The organism is Paracidovorax wautersii, assembly GCF_031453675.1.
Lineage (GTDB): Bacteria > Pseudomonadota > Gammaproteobacteria > Burkholderiales > Burkholderiaceae_C > Paracidovorax.
Genome location: NZ_JAVIZX010000001.1, coordinates 989,004 through 1,010,557, shown reverse-complemented (window position 1 = coordinate 1,010,557; position 21,554 = coordinate 989,004). Strand labels below are relative to the sequence as shown.

Here is a 21,554-nt window from a genome sequence, read left to right as displayed (position 1 = left end):
CCCTATTGACGCGATGGATTGTATTGGCTTGTATGAATAAACATTCCAGATTGGAATATTCGCATGCGAATATTTAGTTATCTCATCTGAATGTTTCTGGCTAAGCTGACTGCTGTCATTACAACGGAATCAATCATGGCCGAACTAAATAGCGACCCCGGGAAGAAGCGCGCGCCGCTTTATGGTCGAGCTGTACTTTCAGCTCCGATTGGGCTGGTCATTTTTATCTCCACCATTTCGATCCACGCCGCAGAACCGAAGCCCGTTGTCAGTAATTCGGCTCTGCTGGTCGACAGCGTGGCGGTTTACCAGCCAGCGCATACTGCGGCCGCCGGCCGAAATGGAATGGTGTCTAGTGGGCACCATTTGGCAAGCAAAATTGGTGCTGCAATTTTGTCTGACGGCGGCAACGCTATTGATGCCGCCGTTGCCGTCGGATATGCCATGGCGGTCACAGTGCCGGGAGCCGGAAATATCGGTGGTGGCGGTTTTATGACTGTTCGCATGGCAAACGGCGTCGAAACCATGATCGATTTTCGTGAAGCTGCGCCGGCCCGAGCTACCCCTACTATGTATTTAGATTCGGAGGGCAAGGTCGTCGGCGACGCGGGGGCCCGTTCATGGAATGGTGTCGCCGTGCCAGGTACCGTGGCCGGACTTGAATTTGCACGGAATAAATTCGGAACCCTTCCGCATAAGACATTGGTCATTCCCGCTGTCAGACTCGCGAATGATGGTTTTAGGTTGACCCAATGGGACGATATCGTGGAGCACTCCGCTGAGCTTGCTGCGCTTGCGAAAAGTGATGCGTATATCGGTCGATTCTTCATGAAAAATGGTGAGCCCTACAAGGCCGGCGAAATCTTTAAGCAACCGAATCTCGCTAAAACCTTGCAGACCATCGCAAATGACGGTGCTCAGTCCTTCTACCAAGGTTGGATTCCAGCGGAGACCGTGCGCGCAAGTTCTGCTGCTGGTGGCATCCTCACACAGTCCGACTTCGAAAAATATCAGGCATTGGAGTACGACCCGGTGCGTTGTACGTATCGAGGCTACAACGTAATATCTGCGGCCCCGCCCAGTTCAGGTGGCGTTTCAATATGTCAAACCCTCAACATAATGGAAGGATTTCCGCTTTCGGAAAAAGGCTATCAATCGCCTGAAAATCTGCATCATTTGATTGAGGCCTTCCGTTATGTTTTTCACGATAGGAACATGGAGATTGGCGACCCTCGGTTCGTTACCAATGATGTCTCGAGGCTTACGGACAAGCGCTATGCTGCTGAAATCCGCAGCAAAATATCATCATCTAGGGCTGGCAGCTCTGATGACTTGAAGAAAGTTCCCGTTGCGAAGGAATCAAGATTCACGACTCACTATTCAGTGGTCGATAAGTGGGGCAACGCGGTCTCAGTAACCTACTCACTCGGATTAAGGTTTGGAACGGGTAAGGTGGCCGGCGAGGCTGGATACTTCCTCAATGACACCATGATTGGATTCACCGCCAAGGTCGGTGCTCCAAATGCGTTTGGCTTGGTGCAAGGACCGGCAAATTCGATTGCACCTGAGAAGCGTTCCCTTAGCTCGATGTCACCTACCATTATTACGAAGAACAATAAAGTAGCGATGGTGGTAGGAGGGGCAGGCGGCCCACGAATTATTAGTGGCGTGGCTCAAGTCATTATGAATGCTCTAGACTATCAGCTTGACGTGAAGCAAGCAGTGGATGCTCCCCGGATTCATCACCAATGGTTGCCTGATGTAACCTCTCTCGATTACCAAGCCATTCCCGTTGCCACAAAGGAAAAGCTAAAAGCAATGGGACATGCATTTAAAGGCGGCGAGACGGCTACGTCAAATGGTCCGCTATCATATATGAATTCGAGTTTCATCAATGCAATCCTAGTTAATCTGGAAAGCGGATTAATGACCGGATCGCATGACAGCCGAGAACCGACCGGGAGTGGAGCAGGCATACCTTAAGTCGAATTGTCGGGAGATTTGTCAACGCGGATTAAGACTCAAACACAGCAGGTTGCGAGTGCCGGCCCTTCAGGACCGGCGCTTGTACGAGGCAAGTCTTCTCCGACATCGAGGTCGATTTCTCGGCTTTAATTGAACCCTTGGCGCGAACGTCCTCTCGGAAGGGTACGCAGAATTCCGAGGTTAGGTCCTACACCGCAGCGAGCGGCCGCGCCCACCACAATGACCTTATCGCTTACTTTCCAGTTAGGGGCGGGATCTCTCGAGACGTAGACTGCGCGCCGCAATTATGGACCTACAAACCATCAAGGTTGCATGTTCAAAATGCAACTTGCGAGAATTGTGTATGCCGATGGGGCTGGATGAAAAGCAACTGCGGCGCATCGACGAAATCGTTGCAAAGCGCCGCAAGGTTGAACGCGGTGCCCCTCTTTACAGCGATGGAGAGACCTTCAGTTCTCTGTACGCGATCCGTACTGGTTTCTTCAAGACGTGCGTGACTACAGAGGACGGACGCGAGCAGGTTACTGGGTTTCAGATGGCAGGGGAAATCATCGGTCTAGACGGAATCGTGAGCGAACGCTACACCTGCAATGCTGTCGCATTGGAAGACGCCGAAGTCTGCGTCATGCCGTTTGACCGCCTAGAGGAGATGTCGCGCGAAATCACGGCGCTCCAGCACCACGTGCACAAAATCATGAGTCGCGAAATCGTGCGAGAACACGGTGTAATGCTCCTGCTGGGCAGCATGCGCGCAGAGGAGCGTCTCGCTGCCTTTCTGTTGAATCTCGTCCAGCGGTTGCATGCTCGTGGCTTCTCGCGCACAGAGATGATCCTGCGTATGTCCCGGGAGGAGATCGGCAGCTATTTAGGAATGAAGATTGAAACTGTTAGCCGTACCTTTTCCAAGCTAGTGGAAGAACGAATCTTAGAGGTCAGCCAAAAACAGGTCCGCATCGTCAATGCGGATGCTCTCCGTGACATCGCGAGCCATCAGCGCGGCGGCTGAGACGCCACGGGGAGCCAGTTTAAGATGCCGCGTCGCCTCACCATCTCCCGTCACATGCACTTTCACACTGTAAGAAAATGCCTACAAACAAAAACTATCAGCCGTGGCAATATCGATCTCGCCGGTAATCCCGGCACCCTCTGGCGACTAAGTCGCATTTGCCCGCGCATGCGGGCCTTTTTTTTGTCGGATCAAAACGCAACTTGCGCCAGCCGAGGTCGCCTTCGCCGACTACCTAATGCAATTGCAATACGGAGTTTTATTGTTAGGTGTGACCGATGACGCCTCGCCCCACGTCGGACATAAAAGGCGTCTTTGAGCCTGATCTCACCCTCTGGTGGCCTTGCGGTTCACCCCCCAGAGATCGCGCTTTTCTTCAATATGCGCAGCACGTCAGTGACGTCATAAGGCTTCGCCAGAACGTTCACTCCTGCAATGGCGACTCGGTTCTCCGAGTACCCGGTCGCGAGAACGACCTTGATGTGTGGGAACCGGCTTTGAACAGCCTTGGCTAGGTCGATACCGTTCAACGCGCCCGGCATCACGACATCCGAAAATACGAAGTCAACTTTGGTTCCAGCTTCCAGGCACGCGAGAGCCGCCTCCGCGTTCTCTGCAATTACCACGAAGTAACCTGCATATTCGAGAGCGGGCGCGACACTCTCCCGAACCAACGGATCGTCTTCAACGAACAGGAGCGTCGCATTTACACGCTGCTGGTTGTCAGCAGTGTCTTCGGTTCGGGCCGGAGGCTCGACGGGTGCGTCCCCCGCTCTGGGAAGGTAAATGTCCACCTTTGTGCCGGCACCTTCTTGGGTACTCAGTACCAGTAGTCCTCCAGATTGCCGCGCGAAGCCGAAGGCTTGGGGAAGGCCCAGACCGGTACCCTTGCCGACCTCCTTCGTTGTGAAAAATGGGTCCAAGGCCTTGGCCATCACCTCGGGCGGCATTCCGAACCCTGAATCACTGACGGTTAAGCGAACATAGTCACCTGTCGGAAGATCTGCACCGGGACGCACCCTCAGCTCGTTCATCACAGTGACCTTGATGCTCCCGCCCGACGGCATAGCGTCCTTCGCGTTGATCACGAGGTTGAGAAAAGCCAGTTCAAACTGCGTCGGGTCGATCGTGACCGGCCACACGTCCTCAGCCAACTCGACTTCAAGCGACACAGTGGCGGGAAGTACGTTTTCAACCAACTGGCGGAAGTCCCGCACCTGCTTTGGCAGATAAACCGTCTCCAGCCGAGCATCCTGGGTGCGACCAAAGGAGCTCAGTTGACCGGTAAGGGTCTTGGCACGCTTGAGCGCCTTCGTGCAGCTCTCGAGTAAAGACTGCACCCGCTCGGGATCTTTGGCCTTCTTGGCCAGTTGCAGCGACGTGGCAAGCGTCTGCAGAAGATTGTTGAACTCGTGTGCGATCCCGCCAGTCAGGCGGCCCAAAGCTTCCATTTTCTGGGCTTGGAGCAACGCTCTTTGCGCTCGCTCGCTCTCTTCCACGGCGTGCGCCACGCGGAGCTCGAGTTCGCGTTGCGCTGCACCGAGCTGATCGCTGGCAAGAGCGATACGCTTTCCGACCTCATCGACCTCGACCAAGCCCAGGGGTTCGTACGTAACCCTCTCACCTCTTCCGAGTGCTTCAGCTGCCAACTCCAATCTGCGCATGCGGGCGATCACGCTCAGCCCGATTCGCCTTGCGATCACCAGTGCGAGACCAAGTATCAATAGCGAGGTAGCCGCAAAAACCATGGCACCCCTGACCGCACTTTGGCGTACTTCGCTCTCTGGGATGCTGAGAACTACTGTCCAGTCTGCGGCGGGCACTCTGTAGAAAAATGTTTTAACGGGCACGCCGTCCAGCGTCACCGATCGCGTAGTTCCGCTGACCTGGGTCGAGAATTTCTGTTGAAGGGCTTCGTCCGCCGGCTTACCGACAAACTTCTCAGGGTCACGGGACCGCGCCACGAGAACGCCCTTGCGATCGACGATCACGCTGAGCCAGTCCTGAGGGAGGTTCTGCTGCGCCATCAACTGCTGCAGGGCCGCTGCATTCAAACCCATCGCCACGAAGTAGCTGACCTCACCTCGTTCCATGTAAGGTACTTGGATACTGAAATCGTATCGCTTGCCCAAGGGAGCAAAGAAGACATCGGAGACCAGTGGACTGAGAACCCCATGACGCTGCATCAACGCTTCCATGGTGGAAGCGCGTTGCGCTGGCAGGGCTGCTCCAAAAGCAGCGCGTGTATTGATCAGCTGGCGCCCAGTCTTATCGAAAAGAATGATGGTGGTGTCTTCGGTAGGGGCGTTATTCTTGGCGAATGCGTAGAAAGCCTCGAGATCGCCATCCGCAAGGGCTGGAGAGTTGGCAATGGTCTGCAGGATCCGTTGACGCGATTTGAGTTCGTTATCTACGAGATGTGAAAAGGCACGCGTGGTAGCCAGGAAGCGCGCTTCCTGTGCCATTTGCTCGTCTCTGTAGACGTACCAGACCGCCAACATTGCCGCGATGAACGCGGGAATGAGGACCGAGAGTACGAGAGCGAACAGCTGACTTTTGAATCGCATGGGAAGCCTTGGGCGGGTCCATGTAGGCCAGCGGAGGGAAAAACAGATTCGAGCTTATACCCCGAAGTCTGATGCCGGTGCTATGACACTGCCATGGCTTGCCATCCCTTGGTCGGTGAAACTGGCGATCCCTGAACCGATCAAGACCGCTTCCGGGATCAGAAAGCCTCCCACTCATCGTCCTTGCCGGCACTAGTGGAGCGATCGACTGCAGGTGTCGCGTTGGAAAGAGCCGGTGCGGGCACGGTTGCCTTCTTCGCGACCGGCACTTTTGCGGCTGAAGTGGTGTTGGCGCGTTTTGGCGTCGTTGCTGCAGGCACAGAGGGGCTGTAGGGCTTCACAGCCGCAGACGTACGCAGCATCTCCTGAGGCCGTTGAGATTCGGAGATCTGGAACACCGCTACGACGTGCACCAAGTCCTGTGCTTGGGTACGGAGGCTGCTCGCCGCCGCTGCCATCTGTTCCACCAACGCTGCGTTCTGCTGTGTGGCTTGATCCATCGAGGTGACGGCTTCGCCCACTTGGGCGACGCCCGCGCTTTGCTCGCTGCTCGCGGCGCTGATTTCTCCCATGATGTCGGTCACGCGGCGAATGCTGGTCACCACCTCGCTCATGGTCTGCCCCGCTTTGTCCACCAAGGAGGTTCCCTGTTCCACTCGCTCCACGCTGGCGTTGATCAGGCTCTTGATCTCCTTGGCTGCCTCAGCGCTGCGGCTGGCCAGGCTACGCACCTCAGACGCCACCACTGCAAAACCGCGACCCTGTTCGCCGGCCCGGGCCGCCTCAACGGCGGCATTGAGCGCCAGGATGTTGGTCTGAAACGCAATGGAGTCGATGACGCTGATGATGTCGCCAATCTTGCGGCTGGCATCATTGATGCCCTTCATGGTCTCCACGACCTCACCGACGACGGCGCCGCCTTGGACGGCGACGTTGGATGCAGTCAGTGCCAGCTGGTTGGCCTGCTTCGCGTTGTCCGCGTTGTTACGCACGGCGGAGTTCAGCTCTTCCATGCTGGCGGCGGTCTGTTCCAGCGCGCTGGCCTGGTGTTCGGTTCGGGAGCTCAGGTCGCTGTTGCCTTGGGCGATCTCGGTGCTAGCGTTGGACACAGACTCCGAACCGCGGCGCACTTGGCTTACTACGGTAGCCAGATTGGTCTGCATCACCTCCAGCGAAGACAGAAGTTCTCCCACTTCGTCCTTGCCGTGTGCGGGTACGCGCGCAGTGAGGTCGCCTTCGGCCACACGTCGTGCCAGATGTGATGCCTGCGCCAGCGGCGCCGTGACCGACCGTGCCAGGATCCAGGAAAACAGGGCGCCCAATGCCACGCTGAGCACGCCCAGCACCACTAACAACCGGCGGCTGGAACTGCGGTTGTCCTGGATTGCACGGCCCAGTTGGTCCACCTGCTCACGCTGGTTGCGCAGGAGTTCGTCCATCTTTGCCGCATAGCGCTTGGCGTCAGGCATGAACTGCGATTCCAGCAACGCGTTTGCCTCATCCACTCTGCCTTCCTTTTTGAGGGCAAAAATGGTGTCGCGATTCTTGAGGTACACCGCGCGTAGCGCTCCGATCTCCTGAAAATTCTTCTTTTCAGAGTCGAGGAACATAAGAGCCTCGACGGCTTTCTGAAGTTCGCCAGAGCTCTTAGAGGAGGCCTTGCTGTCTTCCGCGAAGAACTCTGCCAGCACCGGATCGGAGCTACGTGCCACTGCCGCCGTGCGGGTGATGCCAGTGTGCAGATTGCGCGACCAATCGCTCACCAGACGCTCCGTCTTGATGGGGTTCTGCACCATTTCCTCGGTAGCGTCCGCCAAAGCGTTCAACCGAGCGATGCTCAGAGCGATAACCCCCATGGAAAGCAAAAGGACGAGCGCGAAGCCCAGGGCGAGGCGCTTAGCCACGGACATGTGAGTGAGGAATTTCATAGAGTACGCCGGTTCTGTGGGTAGCGACCACGGACGGGCGCGCGCCAGACGCCGACGGCGTCGCGGCGCACTGTGTCTCCCGAACTTGTAGTCGTTTGCTGCGAGTGTAGAAAGCTGTCCACAAGCTGTCAGGACTTTTCGAGCGGCTGTTGCGTTTTCACGGCGCGCCGGTAGCTGTCTTGACTAGTTCTTCCAATGTCTGGAGGGCCGTTTCAGAGATCAGCTCTGAGACTGGAGCTGCGGCTTGAACCCCAGCAGTCGCACGGCGGACGCTAGCGACTGCTTCTTTTGCCAGTAGCCGCTCCAAGGGTCCGCATTCCGGGAGGCCAAGTATTCAGGGGCGGTAGCGATGCTCCAGTTCGCACCGGACTTGAGACTGGGCAGGTCGTCCCAGGCGATCGGCATGGACACACCCATCCCCGGCCGGGCGCGCGCGGAGAACGCAGTCGCCGTGGTCGCGCCATGCCCGTTGCGCAGATAGTCAACGAACAGCTTTCCCACGCGATTGGACGGGCCGCTCTTCGCGACGAAGCGCTGTGGGATGGTCTTCGCAAGGTGCTGAACGATGGTCTTCGATAGCGCCTTGACGGTGGAATACGATAGCTTGGGCGTGATCGGGACGACCACATGCAGTCCTTTGCCTCCGGAAGTCTTGAGCCAGCAATCGAGCCCAAGCTCTTCGAGCAGCGCACGGACCAGAACAGCGGCTTCCTGCACATGCGCCCATGGAGTGCCTTCTCCAGGATCCAGGTCGAAGACCATCCGATCGGGCTTATCGATATTCTTCGTGAGGGAGTTCCAGGTGTGAAACTCGATCACATTCATCTGAGCGCTGCTCACCAGGGCCTTGGCGGTCGGCACTTCGAGCAGTGCTGGATGCCCAGGCCACAAGTCTGCCGGCAGCTCCTTCAGGCCTGGTATCGACAGCTTGTCATCGTGTTTTTGGAAGAAGAGCTGTCCTTTCACACCTGAGGGTCCCCGAACGAGCGAAACGGGCCGTCCTTTCAGATGGGGGAGCATCCATTGCGCCACGCTTTCGTAGTACCGTACCAAGTCCAGCTTCGTGAAGCCGGTCGTGGGGTCGATCACGCGGTCACCGTGGCTCACTTTGACGCCACTGGTGTTGGACGACGTGCTTCCGGTGCCCGAATACACCTTGGCCCTCTCGCGCACGATCACCTTCGCGGGTTTATCGCTTCGGAGCGAGACGAACGACGCATGACGGATCTGGCCATCAGGCGTCCACTCGGCGAATTCGACTTCCGCCACAAGCTTGGGCTGGACCCAGTGCTCCGAGCCGGCCACCCGTCGTGACCACCGACCAGGCTTGGAAGCTCCGGCTGCGAACGGCACTTCCTTCGTCTCCAGCTTCTGAAGGCGATCTTTCAAAGCCGCCGCTTCTGCAGCATCCCAACCTGTTCCCACGCTGCCTACGGATATGAGCTCGTCTTTTTCTCCATATACGCCCAGGAGCAGGCTGCCCACCTGTCGTGGTCCGTTCGTGCGGTCTGTGTAGCCCGCGATCACGAACTCCTGACGCTGCTTGCACTTCAGCTTCAGCCACGTTTCGGAACGGCGCGAGTTGTACGTCGAGTCCAGCCTTTTGGCGATGACACCTTCCAGATGCAGTCGACAGGCGGCTTCCAGCACCGCCGTCGGCGCAGCCTCCACATCAGCGCTGTACCTGACGAAGTCTCCGTCGTGGGGGCGTAGAAGACTGTGCAAGAGCTCTCGCCGGTGCCTGAGTTCCACCTCCCGCAGATCCATGCCATCAAAAAACGGAACATCGAAGACGAAGTAGACAATGTCGGCGGCTGAGCGGGTATCGAACGCCTTTTGCAAGGCATTGAAGTCCGGGGTGCCCTGCGGCCCCATCACCACGATCTCCCCGTCAAGCCAACCGGATTTCAGCTTGAGCGTTTCAAGCTCCTTGGCAAGCCTGGGCATGCGATCCGTCCAATCGTGTCCCGCCCTGGTGAACAAGCGCACCCTCCCTTTGTCGAATCGGGCGAGGATGCGATAGCCGTCGTACTTCAACTCAAATACCCAATCTCCCGCAGGCAGGCTTCCGGTCGCGAGAGTGGCGAGCTGCGGGGACAAGGTCTCGGGCAGTTTCGCCTTCGAGGCGCCCGGAAGGGAGGGCGACCCGGCGCTGCGTGGGCGCCTCGACGATGCAGGCTCGGCTGAGGCGACAGGTCGGGCTCTCGTCGCGCGGGTTGACGTTCGGACTTGCAGTTCTGCCCAGACGGGCGCATGGTCGCTGGCGCCTTCCTTGCCACGCTCCTCACGGTCGACGCCGGCGTCAAGCACTTGGAGCTTCTTGCTAACCAGGATGTGATCGATGCGAAGACCCGCGTTGCGCTCCCACCGCTTGCGCCGGTAGTCCCAGAAAGTGAACTGCTTGCCGCCGGGGTGGACGCTTTCCAGCGCATCTGTCCACCCCTGTTTCAGAACCGCAGCGAACTCCGCTCGTGGTTCAGGCTGAAGCAGAGCATCGTCCCGCCAGGTGTCCGGCTTGTAGATGTCAGCATCGGTGGGCACCACGTTCCAGTCGCCCAAAAGAACGACGGGTTCTCCGGAATCCCAGAGTTCCTGCGCTCGCTTGCGCAGGCGTTCAAACCACCGCAACTTGTACTCGAACTTCGGACCAGGTTGCGGGTTGCCATTGGGTAGATACAAGCATGCATAGAGGACGCCGTTTACCGCTGCCTCGATGTAGCGCGCCTCCTGGTCTTCGGCGTCCCCCGGAAGCACTTTTTTCACTAGCAGCAGATCATGGTCTCGGGCAAGCAGGGCAACACCGTTCCATGTACGCTGGCCCACCACAAGCGAGCGGTAGCCAGCGGCTGCCAGCGCCTCCCTTGGAAACGACGACGTTGGCGCTTTCAATTCCTGGAGCGCAACGACGTCAGGTTGCGTGCTTTGCAGCCAGGCAAGCAGCAAGTCGATCCGCCGTACGACGTTGTTGATGTTCCAGGTGGCTACCCGCATGGTGTGGGCCGTAGCGTCGCGATACTGAGGGGTAAGAGCGTACTGTTTCGACACGCATAGAGGCATGCGTCAGGTCAGCCGCTAGCATCACGAGCGAGAACCAGTCGTCCTGTAGGAGCCGCAGCGGACCATCTGTCAGCAGCAGTGTGGGAGCAGTCTTGCACGCTCTGCCGCGATAGTCTGGCGCTGAGACGTCCTAAGGCTCAGAGGATGTGAGAAGCGGCACGTGCCGCTCTCACCTTAGGAGCAAAAATGGCAGACGATAAGACCAAGACCGGCGGGCAAGACCGTACTCGCATCAACGTCAACGAGGACTACGAGTTGCGCGACTGGTCGCAGAAATTCTCGGTCACACCGGAGCAACTCAAGGCTGCGGTGCAGGCCGTCGGTACAAGCGCGTCAGCAGTCGAGCAACACTTGAAAAACTCCTTCGCCCGTTGATCAATGAGACCGGCGTTCGGTAGACACGTGGTTCTGTCGCCAAAATCGCATCGTAGAACCACAACCGTGTCTGTATAGAACATCGTTTCGCCAAAGCCTTGATCACATCAGCATAGGTTGTCAGCATGCGCTTCGCCGTGACCATGACGACGACCTGACCATCCTTCCCGCTCAGGTCGTAGGCCCTGGTAGGACTTCTGCTGGTTCTGCTTGAGTTCAGAACCATACTCTTTTAGCGATCACTTTCGCGCTTTTCAGCACGCAAGCGAAGCGCACCCTCGAAGTTGGAACCGGCTAGTGATCGGCGGGGGGGTGAGGGCGTTCGCTTTCCGTCTCCTCATCGGGAATGAAGTCGCCGTTGTCCAGCAGCCGTCCGCGGATGACCGTCTCGTCCGGTAGGGTCTCCCACGCGCGGGTCGGATCGTCGGGATCGCAGTTGACGCGGTGGGTGCCTAGCAGTGCTTTCGAACGGACCTCTTGACTCTCGGGCCCCAGCAGCCAGATCATGGCCGCAACGAGGTCGGGCTTCTCTGGGCGTTCTTCAGACATGTGGCTCTCCTGAGGAGTGGTGAGACGAATGAGGGGCCGGCATGCGCGGTCAGGTGCACAGCTGCCTGTGTCGAGACACTGCGTACCTGGCTGTGGATGAAATATTGCGCTTGCTGGCGCGCTGTCTCGCACCAAGCCGCCGGCGGCTACAGCCGCCGACAACGACGGTTAGAGGCACACCAAGCCTTGAGCGACGTCCCAGCCCACGTTCACGTACTGAACTCGCGGGCTGTGGGGCAGCACGTCTCGGTGGAGATGGCCGTGGTAGTTCAGCAGCGGCAGAGCGGGTGCTGAATCGTCTGCGACAGGTGGCACGGCAGGAACAGGCATCTGCAGTGGATAGTGGGTCACCATCACCTGCTGGCCACCGTGCCCAGCCCAGAAGAGAAACGGCACTACCGCCTCGAACAACGGGGAACCTGCATCGTTGGTGGCGGCCACGTAATGGCAAATGCCAGCTCGGGTGATGTCGTGGTTACCAAGGACCAGCACTTTGCGTCCCGGGATCTGCCTAAGCAGCGGGAGTGACAGCAAGTGATTGCCCATAGCTAGGTCACCCACAAGAATCAGCCACTCATCGGTGCTGACCTTGCGCAGCTGACGTACCAGCGCGCCGTCCATGGAGGGCGCATCGGAAAACGGACGGCTGCAATAGTCAATGACGCGCTGGTGGCCTAAGTGGAGGTCTGCCGAAAGCCATACCCGCTCTTCCCCCTGCCAGGCCACTCGGATCGACTCGCTGATCCGTTCGATCAAAGCTTGGTCCGCGAACTGGAGCATGGCACCGTGGATATCAGGTCGTGGCCGCTCCTGCTGTTCCAGGGTGTGCTGAAACAACGATAGCGCTGCTCCATAGGTGAGGCAGTTTGAACTCCGAGGGGGGTCAACGCGCAACGCGAGGAGCGATCAGCGTCAGCGAGAAACGGTGTCTCGCACGGAGGGCAATCAGCAGGGTCGGAAACGAAGGACATGAAGGGCGAATCCAGGGTAGGGTGCCGTCATGACCGGGAGTGAACACGCCAGCACCTGATGAAGGGAAGCTGGCATGGCAGGGAAAAGACGCAACGTCATATACCCACACGAACACCAGCGCGTCGCTGTATCGGGACGGCGTGGCGTATGGATGGGCTGAGGTGCATAAGGATTAGATCCACGAATCTCGGATGAACCACAGAGTACAGAGCACCGACAAGCGTGTCTAGAGGGGGGTCAACGCGCAACGCAGTGCTGAGATCAGACCAGCCTCGCACCCGGGATCCTGGCCATCGTCGATGAAATCTGCTCAAAAAAGTCCAATTGATACTCCGCGGATGCCGACATCTTCTTGCCCGAGCGCCACATCATGATGGCGCCTCCGATGATCGGGATGCCGATGAAGACCATCAGCAACGGGATGCCCATCAGGCCCACGGCTACCGCGGCGAATTGAAACCTCTTGCCACTCTTGCGCATGCGCTCTGTCTGCTGAACAGCATCACCCGACCCGCGTCCTGCGATGTCCGCCGCGTAGACGGGCCTGTCCTCCATCCCTACGGCTACCAGCATGCTGGTGACGTCACCGGTCTGCACATGCTGCCCTTGAATGAGGTGAAAGGTGGCGTTGTCCGAACCGAGCGCATCCTGAAGCTTGGTCGCGAGATCGGTGATCACGGTGACGTTGCGAACCCGCCCCGCGTCGCGGAACTCGAGATATCCGTATTTCGTGTACTCGAGGGTGACCTCAGAGGGGCCGATTTCGACCAGACGATCCTGCAGCTTCAGCGGCTGCCATGGCTTGAACTTCACTGAACCTCCCTTGCGTTCATATCAAATGTATGAATTGGTGTGTGTATCAATGAGGATACATAGCAGACAGTCTGGGACGTGTCGTCAGGAAGCCCGTCCACTGCTGCAAGGAAGAGCCGGTCCGAAATGGATCCACGCCGAAGCCTTGGGCTGCGCATCAAAGAGTTGCGCGCCGAGCACGGCTTCACCCAAGAAGAGCTGGCGGAACGCAGTGGGCTGTTTCGCACCTACATGAGCCGGATCGAATCTGGTTCCGCCAATCCCACATTGACGATGCTTTACCAGATCGCCGGGCGTTTCCAATTGATGTACGGGATCTCTTGAGTCCTGTGACGAGTACGGCCCCCGTTAGGGTGAGGGCGGCGGAAAAGGTGTCTCGGGGACGTGTCAATCGATGACCGAGGTCGCGGCAAGCATCTCTATGCTTGCCGTGTAATGGGTATGTAGTCACATTGATCGGATCTGTTATTGAGACGCTGTTGGATGCAGCATTCGATTGGTAGGCGGCGTCAGGCTGAGCTGAGACATTCGAGCTCGGTACGCCGCGACGGTTGCAGCCATTCGATCGCACCGTCAGATATGTGAGGCGCCGCGCGGCAACCAACGTGGGTTTCGCCCAAGAAAACCATGCGAAGCAAGACGCTGCCCAACGTGCCAAGTGCATACGATGTCCGGGCTAGCTGCTCTGGCGATGCATCCGAGGACAAGGATGTCGACGTACAGTACCGTGGGCATGGTCAATTTGTTTGCCCATCCACGCCAGCTAGTCATGTCAGAGGTCAGAGAAATTCCAGGGAGTAGACATGGGAGAAGCCAAGAGAAGAGGCGCCAAGGCGCAGCGAGTTGCTGACCTATTGACAGCAAATGGGGTCGCGGCGATGACACCCGAACGCTATAACGCGTTCGTTGCATGGACGAGATCCCCCATCGCTAATGACATTGGAAAAGAGCTGGAGTTCTTCTCCAGTGCAGATGAGAGTCTGATCGGCGTCGTCATCAAGGACCTCACGGATCGGGATTTTGGGTATGTCCTCCTGGGACGAGATCTGAAAGGGCGCTTCCGATGCATTGACGTCGATATGAGCTTCAAAAAGACCGCGGCTCGTCACGCCTTGTTCGCATCGGTGAAGCGGCATGTCGCCGAGGGGAAGACCGTCTTCGACCAAGGCGACGAAGCGACCGACAAGGCGGGCATTGATCTCTTCACCATCATTGCCCCTGAAGACAAGCTTCATCGAGCTTTCCAGATTCTCCAGTCCCTCGACCACTGGATTCCCGCTCGGGGAATCATGACGGAGATGATGAAGCACTACGTCGATGTCGATGGAAATTTCGTCGAACAGTTCCAGACGACTGCTTTCGACTCGCGCATTTGGGAGCTTTACCTTTACGCGGCGCTCCTTGAGATGGGCCTGTTCGTGAACAAGGACCGCGAAGCGCCTGATTTTGAGGTCCACCGCCACGGCAAAAAAGTGTTCATCGAAGCGGTCATCGTCGGGCCGTCGCCAAAGGATCCACCGCTAGAGCTTGACGAAAACGGCATACCGGAGCTGCGATCACCGGAGGCCGTTCGTGAGCTGCTCAAGACCCGTATGCCCATCCGCTTTGGAAGCGCGCTGTATTCGAAGCTCAGTCGGGCCAAGCCCTACTGGGAGCTGGAACACGTCAGGGGTCATCCCCTGGTGTTCGCAGTCGCTGATTTCCACGAGGACCAATCCATGACGTGGACATCGCCCGCCCTGATGGAGTACCTCTACGGGGTGACGCATGACTTTATGTTCGACGATGCTGGCCAACTGGTGATCTCGCCGCTGCAGATCGAGACGCATGAGTACAACGGCAAGGTCATCCCCTCGGGGTTCTTCCTTCAGCCATGCGCCGAAAATGTCAGCGCGGTGCTCTTCTCTGCGTCGGGGACGATCTCCAAGTTCAATCGCATGGGCAAGCTGGCGGGATTCGGCCTGCCCAACCAGATCATCCGCAGGTTCGGTGTGCGGCATGACCACAACCCAAATGCTGCGTTGCCAAAGGGCTTTATGCACGACGTGCAACAAGGTGACATAACCGAGTCGTGGGCAGAGGGTCTTTCGATGTATCACAACCCCTCTGCTACCCATTCCGTGGATCCTGAATTGTTTCCGGGGATTGCGCACCACTTCCTGGTTGATGGGCAGATTCGAAGCATCCTGCCTGAGTTCCATCCGTACAGCTCCTTCACCTGGAACATCATGGTTAGAGAAGGCGATGAAATCGGCTGATGAGCAGCTCGTGAAGAAGCCCAGAGAAGTAAGCTGGCCGGCGAGGATGCTCGCCGACCGAGTCGACGTTTTGACGCGCCTCGCGGGCCCGCCCGAAACGGATACCTTATTGAAAATCTACGGGGTGTGACACGCCGTCACGCCAGAGCGGCAGCTTTGAACGAATCCGCTGCTGAGGTCTCGGCTCTGCTAAACATAGCGCTGCCGCGTTTCAAGTCGCTGAAGGTTGCGGTTCATGCAGTGAGACTTTGACGCTTTGCTTGCTGGCGTGTGATGTCCGCGAGCCCCTGTATTAGCGCGTGGCGGGCGAGTGGCACTCCAGTTGGCATGGCCTCTGATATAAAGGTCTTACGCACACCAAAAGAAGATAGGGCACCGCCGCGCGCGGCGATCCGCAAACACTCTGCGGTTGGATCTGCGGCTTGTTCGGGAGTTAAAGAGTTCAGAACGAGCAGGGCCGACACGCCTTCAATAACCGTCGCTATGGCATTGGTTGTCCCCATCTTCAGAACAAATGACGCAGTGCGCGAGCTCTTCTCGGTCTTGCCACGAAGCGTCCGTTGACCGGGCACAACTCCATCCTCGTCAGCGAGATAGGCTGCTGGGACCGTCCAGTCTTGATCTTCACTCGCCTGCAATAGACTTACTTGCAGTCCTTCGATACTCTCCATGGCCGCAAGGGCGGTACGGAGGAAGCTTGGCGGTTCAGTTCTCGCGTGGGCACTGGCGTCGATGAGGCTGACAGGGCGAATTCGCCTAGAGGAGCCAGGGTCGCCTGTGGCCAAGTCCGTTACGGCAGGTGATGAGCCGGTGTGTGTCTTTGGTGCGATTGAAGGGCGGGTTGCCTGCTCGGCCCGAATGAACTTATGTTCAAGATCTGTGAATCGGCGGCGTCCACTCACTACTCTCACTGTGGCTGCAAGCGTTGACGAAGCATCATGTTCCTGGAGGGACGATGTTTTCGGTTGGGCTGCCGTACGCTGCGGACGTGCTTCGGCTAAATTCGCGCCAGCATTCGCCGCTGTGTTGCCAGGGCTTGGCGTGGAGCCCTGATTTCGTTTGAAGTGAAGCGACTGAAAGGGAAATGGGTGACTGCAGCTCAGAATTTGATAGGCAAGAAAAGTGCCTTGCTCGACGTCGCCGCGTGGTAGCCATTTCCCAATTACTTTGAGTGTCGTGTTGCCTTCAAACGGGAAGACTGTCTGGGGGTAGATGTCTCGGCCAGCTGCTGAAGCTTTAAGGCATGACGATGTAACAAGCGCCGCAGCACGCCATGCGAAGTCGCTTCCGGCGATTCGTCCAATGTCTTCAGCACTCGCCGATGGAATGCGCTCTGCCAACTCTAGATTCATCCGGCCTTTTGACGACGTGTAGCACTTGTCGTACAAGCGGCTTCTTGTCAGCGGTGGAGCGAAAAGGCGTGAGATGAGTTCGCTAGATGAGCCGAAGTAGAACCGTACCAATTCCATGCATGGCACGACCAAGCTTCGGCCATCTGGCAGCTTGACGTTAACGCAGTAAGAGTGCGTATTGTTTAGGTGCCAGGGGTGATGGGAAAGTGGCAGTAGGAAGCTGCCGTCTTCGAAGCTGAGCCCCGCCTTTGTGAGACTGGCATGTTCACGATCGATGGTGACGTCGGTGAGCGTTGCTTCGTCATAAACCGGGCGTCCGATAAGTGTCTGGTCCTGCCAAAGATCACCTATTCGCAATAGCAATGTCGTACCAACGCTGACCCATCTTTTGGCCTGTTGATGCGCTGGCAGAGTGCAGCTTGGCAGGAGCAAGCGGCCCTGTTCCTCCAGAGCAGATGGCGCAATCACTTTCGAGAGATACACCAACACCGATGGGTGCTTTTTGCGCTCCATTCGATTTGGAAACGCAATGGGACCGAACCAGTCAACACGCCAGATGTCCCTACCGGTTGGAAATGCACTGATTTGCAGCACAGGGTCCGTTGCGCCCTGATGCAATGTCGCAGGCCTCGTAAGTTCAAGCACAGGTCACCAGATCACTTTTTTCGCATCACTCCGATAATTTCGCAACTACTTCGATATTTTCTCGTTTACTTCGAGTTCTCGACACAGACGCCGGCTGCGTGCGCCTGCTGGTCCGCGTGGTAGCTGGACCGCACCATCGCGCCCACGGCGGCGTGCGTGAAGCCCATCTTGTAGGCCTCTTCCTCGTACATCTTGAAGGTGTCCGGGTGCACGTAGCGGCGCACGGGCAGGTGGCTGTTGGAGGGCGCCAGGTACTGGCCGATGGTCAGCATGTCGATGTCGTGCGCGCGCATGTCGCGCATCACCTGCAGGATCTCTTCGTCCGTCTCGCCCAGGCCGACCATGATGCCGCTCTTGGTCGGCACGCCGGGGTGCAGCGCCTTGAACTTCTTGAGCAGGTTCAGGCTGAACTGGTAGTCCGATCCCGGGCGCGCTTCCTTGTACAGGCGCGGCGCGGTCTCCAGGTTGTGGTTCATCACATCGGGCGGCGCAGACTTCAGGATCTCGAGCGCGCGGTCGTCGCGGCCGCGGAAGTCGGGCACCAGGATCTCGATCTGCGTGGCGGGCGAAAGGGCGCGGATGTTCTCGATGCATTCGACGAAGTGGCCGCTGCCGCCATCGCGCAGATCGTCGCGGTCCACGCTGGTGATCACCACGTACTTGAGCTTGAGCGCGGCGATGGTGCGCGCCAGGTTCAGCGGCTCGTCCTTGTTCAGTGGGTCGGGGCGGCCGTGGCCCACGTCGCAGAACGGGCAGCGGCGCGTGCACTTGTCGCCCATGATCATGAACGTGGCAGTGCCCTTGCCGAAGCACTCGCCGATGTTGGGGCACGAGGCCTCTTCGCACACCGTGTGCAGCTTGTGCTCGCGCAGGATTTCCTTGATCTCGTAGAAGCGCGTGGTGGGCGAGCCGGCTTTGACGCGGATCCACTCGGGCTTCTTGAGCACTTCGCCTTGCTCGACCTTGATCGGAATGCGCGACAGCTTGGCCGCGGCCTTCTGCTTGGCGAGCGGGTTGTAAGCCCCGGTGGACTGGGCTTCGCGGACGACTTCGGAAGTGCTCATGCTGTTTGGGAGGATCAGGGTGCGAGGCGGATGGAAAGCTGGTGGCCCAGCACCGCAGCAGCCTCATCCCAAGTGGTTTGGACCCCGATTGTAGAAAGGTCCACCGTCTGCAGCTCTGCGTAGCCGCAAGGGTTGATGCGCGAATAAGGTTCCAGGTCCATGTCCACGTTCAGGGCGACGCCGTGGTACGTGCAATGCCGGCTCACCTTGATGCCCAGCGCGGCGATCTTGCCCAGGCCGGAGAAATCGGGCGCTACCGGGGCCGTGGGGCCATCGCCGGAGGCCTTGCGCGGGCGCTGCGGCAGCAGCGCGTGGCTGGCGGGATCGTCCAGGCGCACGTAGATGCCTGGCGCCCCGCCCACACGGTGGCCCGTCACGCCGAAATGCATGAGCGTGCGGATCACGGCCTCTTCGATGCGAAACACGTACTCCTTGACGAAGTAGCCGGCGCGCCGCAGGTCGATCAGCGGGTAGCAGACGACCTGCCCCGGGCCGTGGAACGTGACCTGCCCCCCACGGTTGGTGGCCGCCACCGGAATGCTCCCCGGGTTGAGAACGTGATCGCTATTGCCGGAAATGCCCTGCGTGTAAACGGCTGCGTGCTCGCAAATCCACAGCTCGTCAGGCGTGTCGACAGCCCGCTCGTCGGTGAAGCGCTGCATGGCATGCAGCGTCGCGCCATAGTCCACGCGGCCGAGGTTGCGCAGTTGCACTGCCGCGCTCTCGATCAGAGCACGACCTTGACCAGCGGGTGCGAAGACAGCGCCCGGTACAGGTCATCGAGTTGCTCGCGGCTGGTGGCGGTGACGGTGATGGTCACGCCGAGGTAGTTGCCGGCACGGCTGTCGCGCAGTTCGATGGTCGAGGCATCGAAGCCCGGGTCGAACTGGCGCGCGAGATCGGTCACGGCGTGCACGAAGCCGTCGACCTTGGCGCCCATCACCTTGATCGGGAACAGGGACGGGTACTCGATCAACGAGTCCTTGCGGGAGTCGGCGGCGTCGCCGGCAGCGGGGGTGGAGGGTGTCGTCATCTGTGGCTTTCGAGTCCGCGCACGGCGCAGTAGCCGTGCGATTGTGGGGGATTGCTGACGGCTCCGGTGCGAACCAAGGCAAACTGCGCTCTGCGTCACATTGCCGGTGTGGCGCCGTGCGTCATCTGCGCTCTGCGTCCCCCCCAGGCTGAAGGCGGTTGCGCCCAGCGCTGCGAATGCCCGTGACACGCAGGAGATTGCGGAGCCCTGTCGGTTTTTACTTATAATCAGGGGCTTTGTGAAAGTTCCGGTCTGTAACGCGGGCGTCATTCAAAAATGAAAACAATCGCACCCGAGACCGAAACTGAGGCCGGAGATTCCGACTTCAAGCCCCTGACCGCCGAAGAGGCTCAGCAGTGGCGGCAACGCCACCCGAACGTGTCTATCTGGCGCATCGTGTGGTTCCAGGCTCTGGTAGGTGCCCTGGTCTCCCTGGTGGTGTGGCTGGTGTCCGGCAAGCCGCATCTGGGTGTGTCTGCCGCCTATGGCGCCTTCTCCGTCGTGCTGCCCGCCGCGCTGTTTGCGCGGGGCATGGCACGCCAGCAAGGGTCTGCAGGCGCTGCGATGGCGAGTCTGTTCGGTTGGGAGTTGGCCAAGATTGTTTTGACCGTTGCCATGCTGGCGGCGGCGCCCCGGCTGTTGCCGGGCCTGAGCTGGCTGGCGTTGCTGGTCGGCATGGTGGTGACGATGAAAACGTACTGGATCGCGCTCCTGGCGCGGCCCGGTGTTCGCAAACCGGTTTGATATTTGAGAGAAGAGTTGTCCGATGGCCGCAGAAGCGCATGCCCCGACTGCCAGTGAATACATCGTTCACCACTTGCAGCATCTCCAGAACATCAAGCAGAAGTCCATCGTCGATTTCTCCGTGGTGAACATTGACTCCGTCGTGGTCGGTTTGGTTCTCGGCGTGCTGGCACTTTTCGTGTTCTGGCTGTGCGCCCGCAAGGCCACCTCCGGCGTGCCGGGCCGCTTCCAGGCCGCGGTCGAGATCCTCGTCGAGATGGTGGACAACCAGGCCAAGGCCAACATCCACAACGCCGAGAGCCGCAAGTTCATCGCCCCGCTGGCCCTGACCGTGTTCGTCTGGATCTTCCTGATGAACGCCATGGACATGCTGCCGGTCGACCTGCTGCCCGCCATCTGGGCGCAGATCTACGGTGCTGCCGGCCACGACCCGCACCACGCCTATCTGCGCGTCGTGCCCACGGCCGACCTGTCCACCACGCTGGGCCTGTCCTTCGCCGTGCTGGTGCTGTGCCTGTACTACAGCGTCAAGATCAAGGGTCTGGGCGGCTGGGCGCATGAACTGGTGTCCGCTCCCTTCGGCACCAGCAAGAATCCTTTCTTCGCCCTGATCCTGGGCGTGGTCAATCTGCTCATGCAGATCATTGAATACGTTGCCAAGACGGTGTCGCACGGCATGCGACTGTTCGGCAACATGTACGCTGGTGAGTTGGTGTTCATGCTGATTGCCCTGATGGGTGGTGCTGCTGCCATGTCGCTTTCCGGTGTGTTGCTCCCCGTGGGGCACATCATTGCGGGCTCTATCTGGGCGATCTTCCACATCCTGGTGATCACCCTGCAGGCCTTCATTTTCATGATGCTTGCGCTGATCTACCTCGGCCAGGCGCATGAAGCTCACTGATCCCTCTCTTTCCTTTCTCAACCTTTCTTTCTTTTCATCCTAGGAGTCATCATGGAAAACGTTCTCGGTCTCGTCGCTCTGGCTTGTGGTCTGATCGTGGGTCTCGGCGCTATCGGCGCTTCGATCGGTATCGCCCTGATGGGTGGCAAGTTCCTCGAGTCTTCCGCTCGCCAGCCCGAACTGATCAACGAACTGCAAACCAAGATGTTCATCTTGGCCGGTCTGATCGACGCTGCCTTCCTGATCGGTGTGGCCATCGCCCTGCTGTTCGCTTTCGCCAACCCCTTCGTCCTGGCCTAAGCTC

The 21,554-nt window shown here is 58.7% G+C and carries 18 protein-coding genes; 8 read left to right on the top strand and 10 right to left on the bottom strand.

Going from position 1 to position 21,554, the window contains the following annotated elements; translation table 11 throughout:
- Positions 1-135 precede the first annotated feature (135 nt).
- Positions 136-1,983 (top strand): gamma-glutamyltransferase, encoded by a 1,848-nt coding sequence (gene ggt / locus QE399_RS04650; RefSeq protein WP_309826577.1) that lies wholly within the window; start codon positions 136-138, stop codon positions 1,981-1,983.
- Positions 1,984-2,272: 289 nt separating this feature from the next.
- Positions 2,273-2,992, top strand: coding sequence for a fumarate/nitrate reduction transcriptional regulator Fnr (fnr, locus tag QE399_RS04645; protein ID WP_309826575.1), 720 nt, complete (start codon positions 2,273-2,275; stop codon positions 2,990-2,992).
- Between the two features lie 350 nt (positions 2,993-3,342).
- Here fnr and QE399_RS04640 read toward each other — a convergent pair whose 3' ends face one another.
- From QE399_RS04640 to ligD, 3 genes are all read right to left on the bottom strand, one after another.
- Positions 3,343-5,559 carry a hybrid sensor histidine kinase/response regulator gene (locus QE399_RS04640; RefSeq protein WP_309826573.1) on the bottom strand — a complete coding sequence of 739 codons (2,217 nt, stop codon included), beginning with the start codon at positions 5,557-5,559 and terminating at the stop codon, positions 3,343-3,345.
- A 158-nt stretch (positions 5,560-5,717) separates the two neighbouring features.
- Positions 5,718-7,487 carry a methyl-accepting chemotaxis protein gene (locus tag QE399_RS04635; RefSeq protein WP_309826572.1) on the bottom strand — a complete coding sequence of 590 codons (1,770 nt, stop codon included), beginning with the start codon at positions 7,485-7,487 and terminating at the stop codon, positions 5,718-5,720.
- 219 nt (positions 7,488-7,706) lie between these two features.
- A complete protein-coding gene (ligD, locus tag QE399_RS04630; protein ID WP_309826570.1) occupies positions 7,707-10,478 on the bottom strand; it encodes a DNA ligase D in 2,772 nt (923 codons plus the stop codon).
- 252 nt (positions 10,479-10,730) lie between these two features.
- On the opposite strand from ligD, the gene QE399_RS04625 reads away from it, so the two are divergent.
- Positions 10,731-10,919 (top strand): DUF3606 domain-containing protein, encoded by a 189-nt coding sequence (locus QE399_RS04625; protein WP_309826569.1) that lies wholly within the window; start codon positions 10,731-10,733, stop codon positions 10,917-10,919.
- A gap of 294 nt (positions 10,920-11,213) precedes the next feature.
- Here the strand turns inward: QE399_RS04625 and QE399_RS04620 are convergent, their stop codons facing one another.
- From QE399_RS04620 to QE399_RS04610, 3 genes are all read right to left on the bottom strand, one after another.
- A complete protein-coding gene (locus QE399_RS04620) occupies positions 11,214-11,468 on the bottom strand; it encodes a hypothetical protein (protein WP_309826567.1) in 255 nt (84 codons plus the stop codon).
- Between the two features lie 168 nt (positions 11,469-11,636).
- Entirely contained in the window at positions 11,637-12,248 is a 612-nt protein-coding gene (locus tag QE399_RS04615) for a metallophosphoesterase (RefSeq protein ID WP_309826565.1), read from the bottom strand.
- A gap of 453 nt (positions 12,249-12,701) precedes the next feature.
- Entirely contained in the window at positions 12,702-13,253 is a 552-nt protein-coding gene (locus tag QE399_RS04610) for a hypothetical protein (protein ID WP_309826563.1), read from the bottom strand.
- 126 nt (positions 13,254-13,379) lie between these two features.
- Here QE399_RS04610 and QE399_RS04605 point away from each other — a divergent pair, with 126 nt between their 5' ends.
- Positions 13,380-13,577 carry a helix-turn-helix domain-containing protein gene (locus tag QE399_RS04605; RefSeq protein WP_309826562.1) on the top strand — a complete coding sequence of 66 codons (198 nt, stop codon included), beginning with the start codon at positions 13,380-13,382 and terminating at the stop codon, positions 13,575-13,577.
- Between the two features lie 479 nt (positions 13,578-14,056).
- A complete protein-coding gene (locus tag QE399_RS04600; protein ID WP_309826561.1) occupies positions 14,057-15,511 on the top strand; it encodes a hypothetical protein in 1,455 nt (484 codons plus the stop codon).
- Between the two features lie 233 nt (positions 15,512-15,744).
- Here the strand turns inward: QE399_RS04600 and QE399_RS04595 are convergent, their stop codons facing one another.
- The 4 genes from QE399_RS04595 to QE399_RS04580 all read right to left on the bottom strand — a co-directional run bounded on the left by QE399_RS04595 (position 15,745) and on the right by QE399_RS04580 (position 19,605).
- A complete protein-coding gene (locus QE399_RS04595; protein ID WP_309826560.1) occupies positions 15,745-17,457 on the bottom strand; it encodes a hypothetical protein in 1,713 nt (570 codons plus the stop codon).
- A 116-nt stretch (positions 17,458-17,573) separates the two neighbouring features.
- Positions 17,574-18,572, bottom strand: coding sequence for a lipoyl synthase (lipA, locus tag QE399_RS04590; RefSeq protein ID WP_309826559.1), 999 nt, complete (start codon positions 18,570-18,572; stop codon positions 17,574-17,576).
- A gap of 14 nt (positions 18,573-18,586) precedes the next feature.
- A complete protein-coding gene (gene lipB / locus QE399_RS04585) occupies positions 18,587-19,285 on the bottom strand; it encodes a lipoyl(octanoyl) transferase LipB (protein ID WP_405043195.1) in 699 nt (232 codons plus the stop codon).
- Between the two features lie 14 nt (positions 19,286-19,299).
- Positions 19,300-19,605 (bottom strand): YbeD family protein, encoded by a 306-nt coding sequence (locus QE399_RS04580; protein ID WP_309826558.1) that lies wholly within the window; start codon positions 19,603-19,605, stop codon positions 19,300-19,302.
- A gap of 276 nt (positions 19,606-19,881) precedes the next feature.
- Between QE399_RS04580 and QE399_RS04575 the strand changes: the two genes are divergently transcribed.
- From QE399_RS04575 to atpE, 3 genes are read left to right on the top strand one after another with little or no spacing between them, the layout of a single operon-like run.
- Positions 19,882-20,349: an ATP synthase subunit I gene (locus QE399_RS04575; protein ID WP_309826557.1), complete on the top strand. Its 468-nt coding sequence runs from the start codon at positions 19,882-19,884 to the stop codon at positions 20,347-20,349.
- Between the two features lie 22 nt (positions 20,350-20,371).
- Complete coding sequence (atpB, locus tag QE399_RS04570) at positions 20,372-21,250, top strand: F0F1 ATP synthase subunit A (protein ID WP_309826556.1); 879 nt, start codon at positions 20,372-20,374, stop codon at positions 21,248-21,250.
- Between the two features lie 51 nt (positions 21,251-21,301).
- Positions 21,302-21,550, top strand: a complete 249-nt coding sequence (gene atpE / locus QE399_RS04565; protein ID WP_166309855.1) for a F0F1 ATP synthase subunit C — start codon at positions 21,302-21,304, stop codon at positions 21,548-21,550.
- Positions 21,551-21,554: the final 4 nt, after the last annotated feature.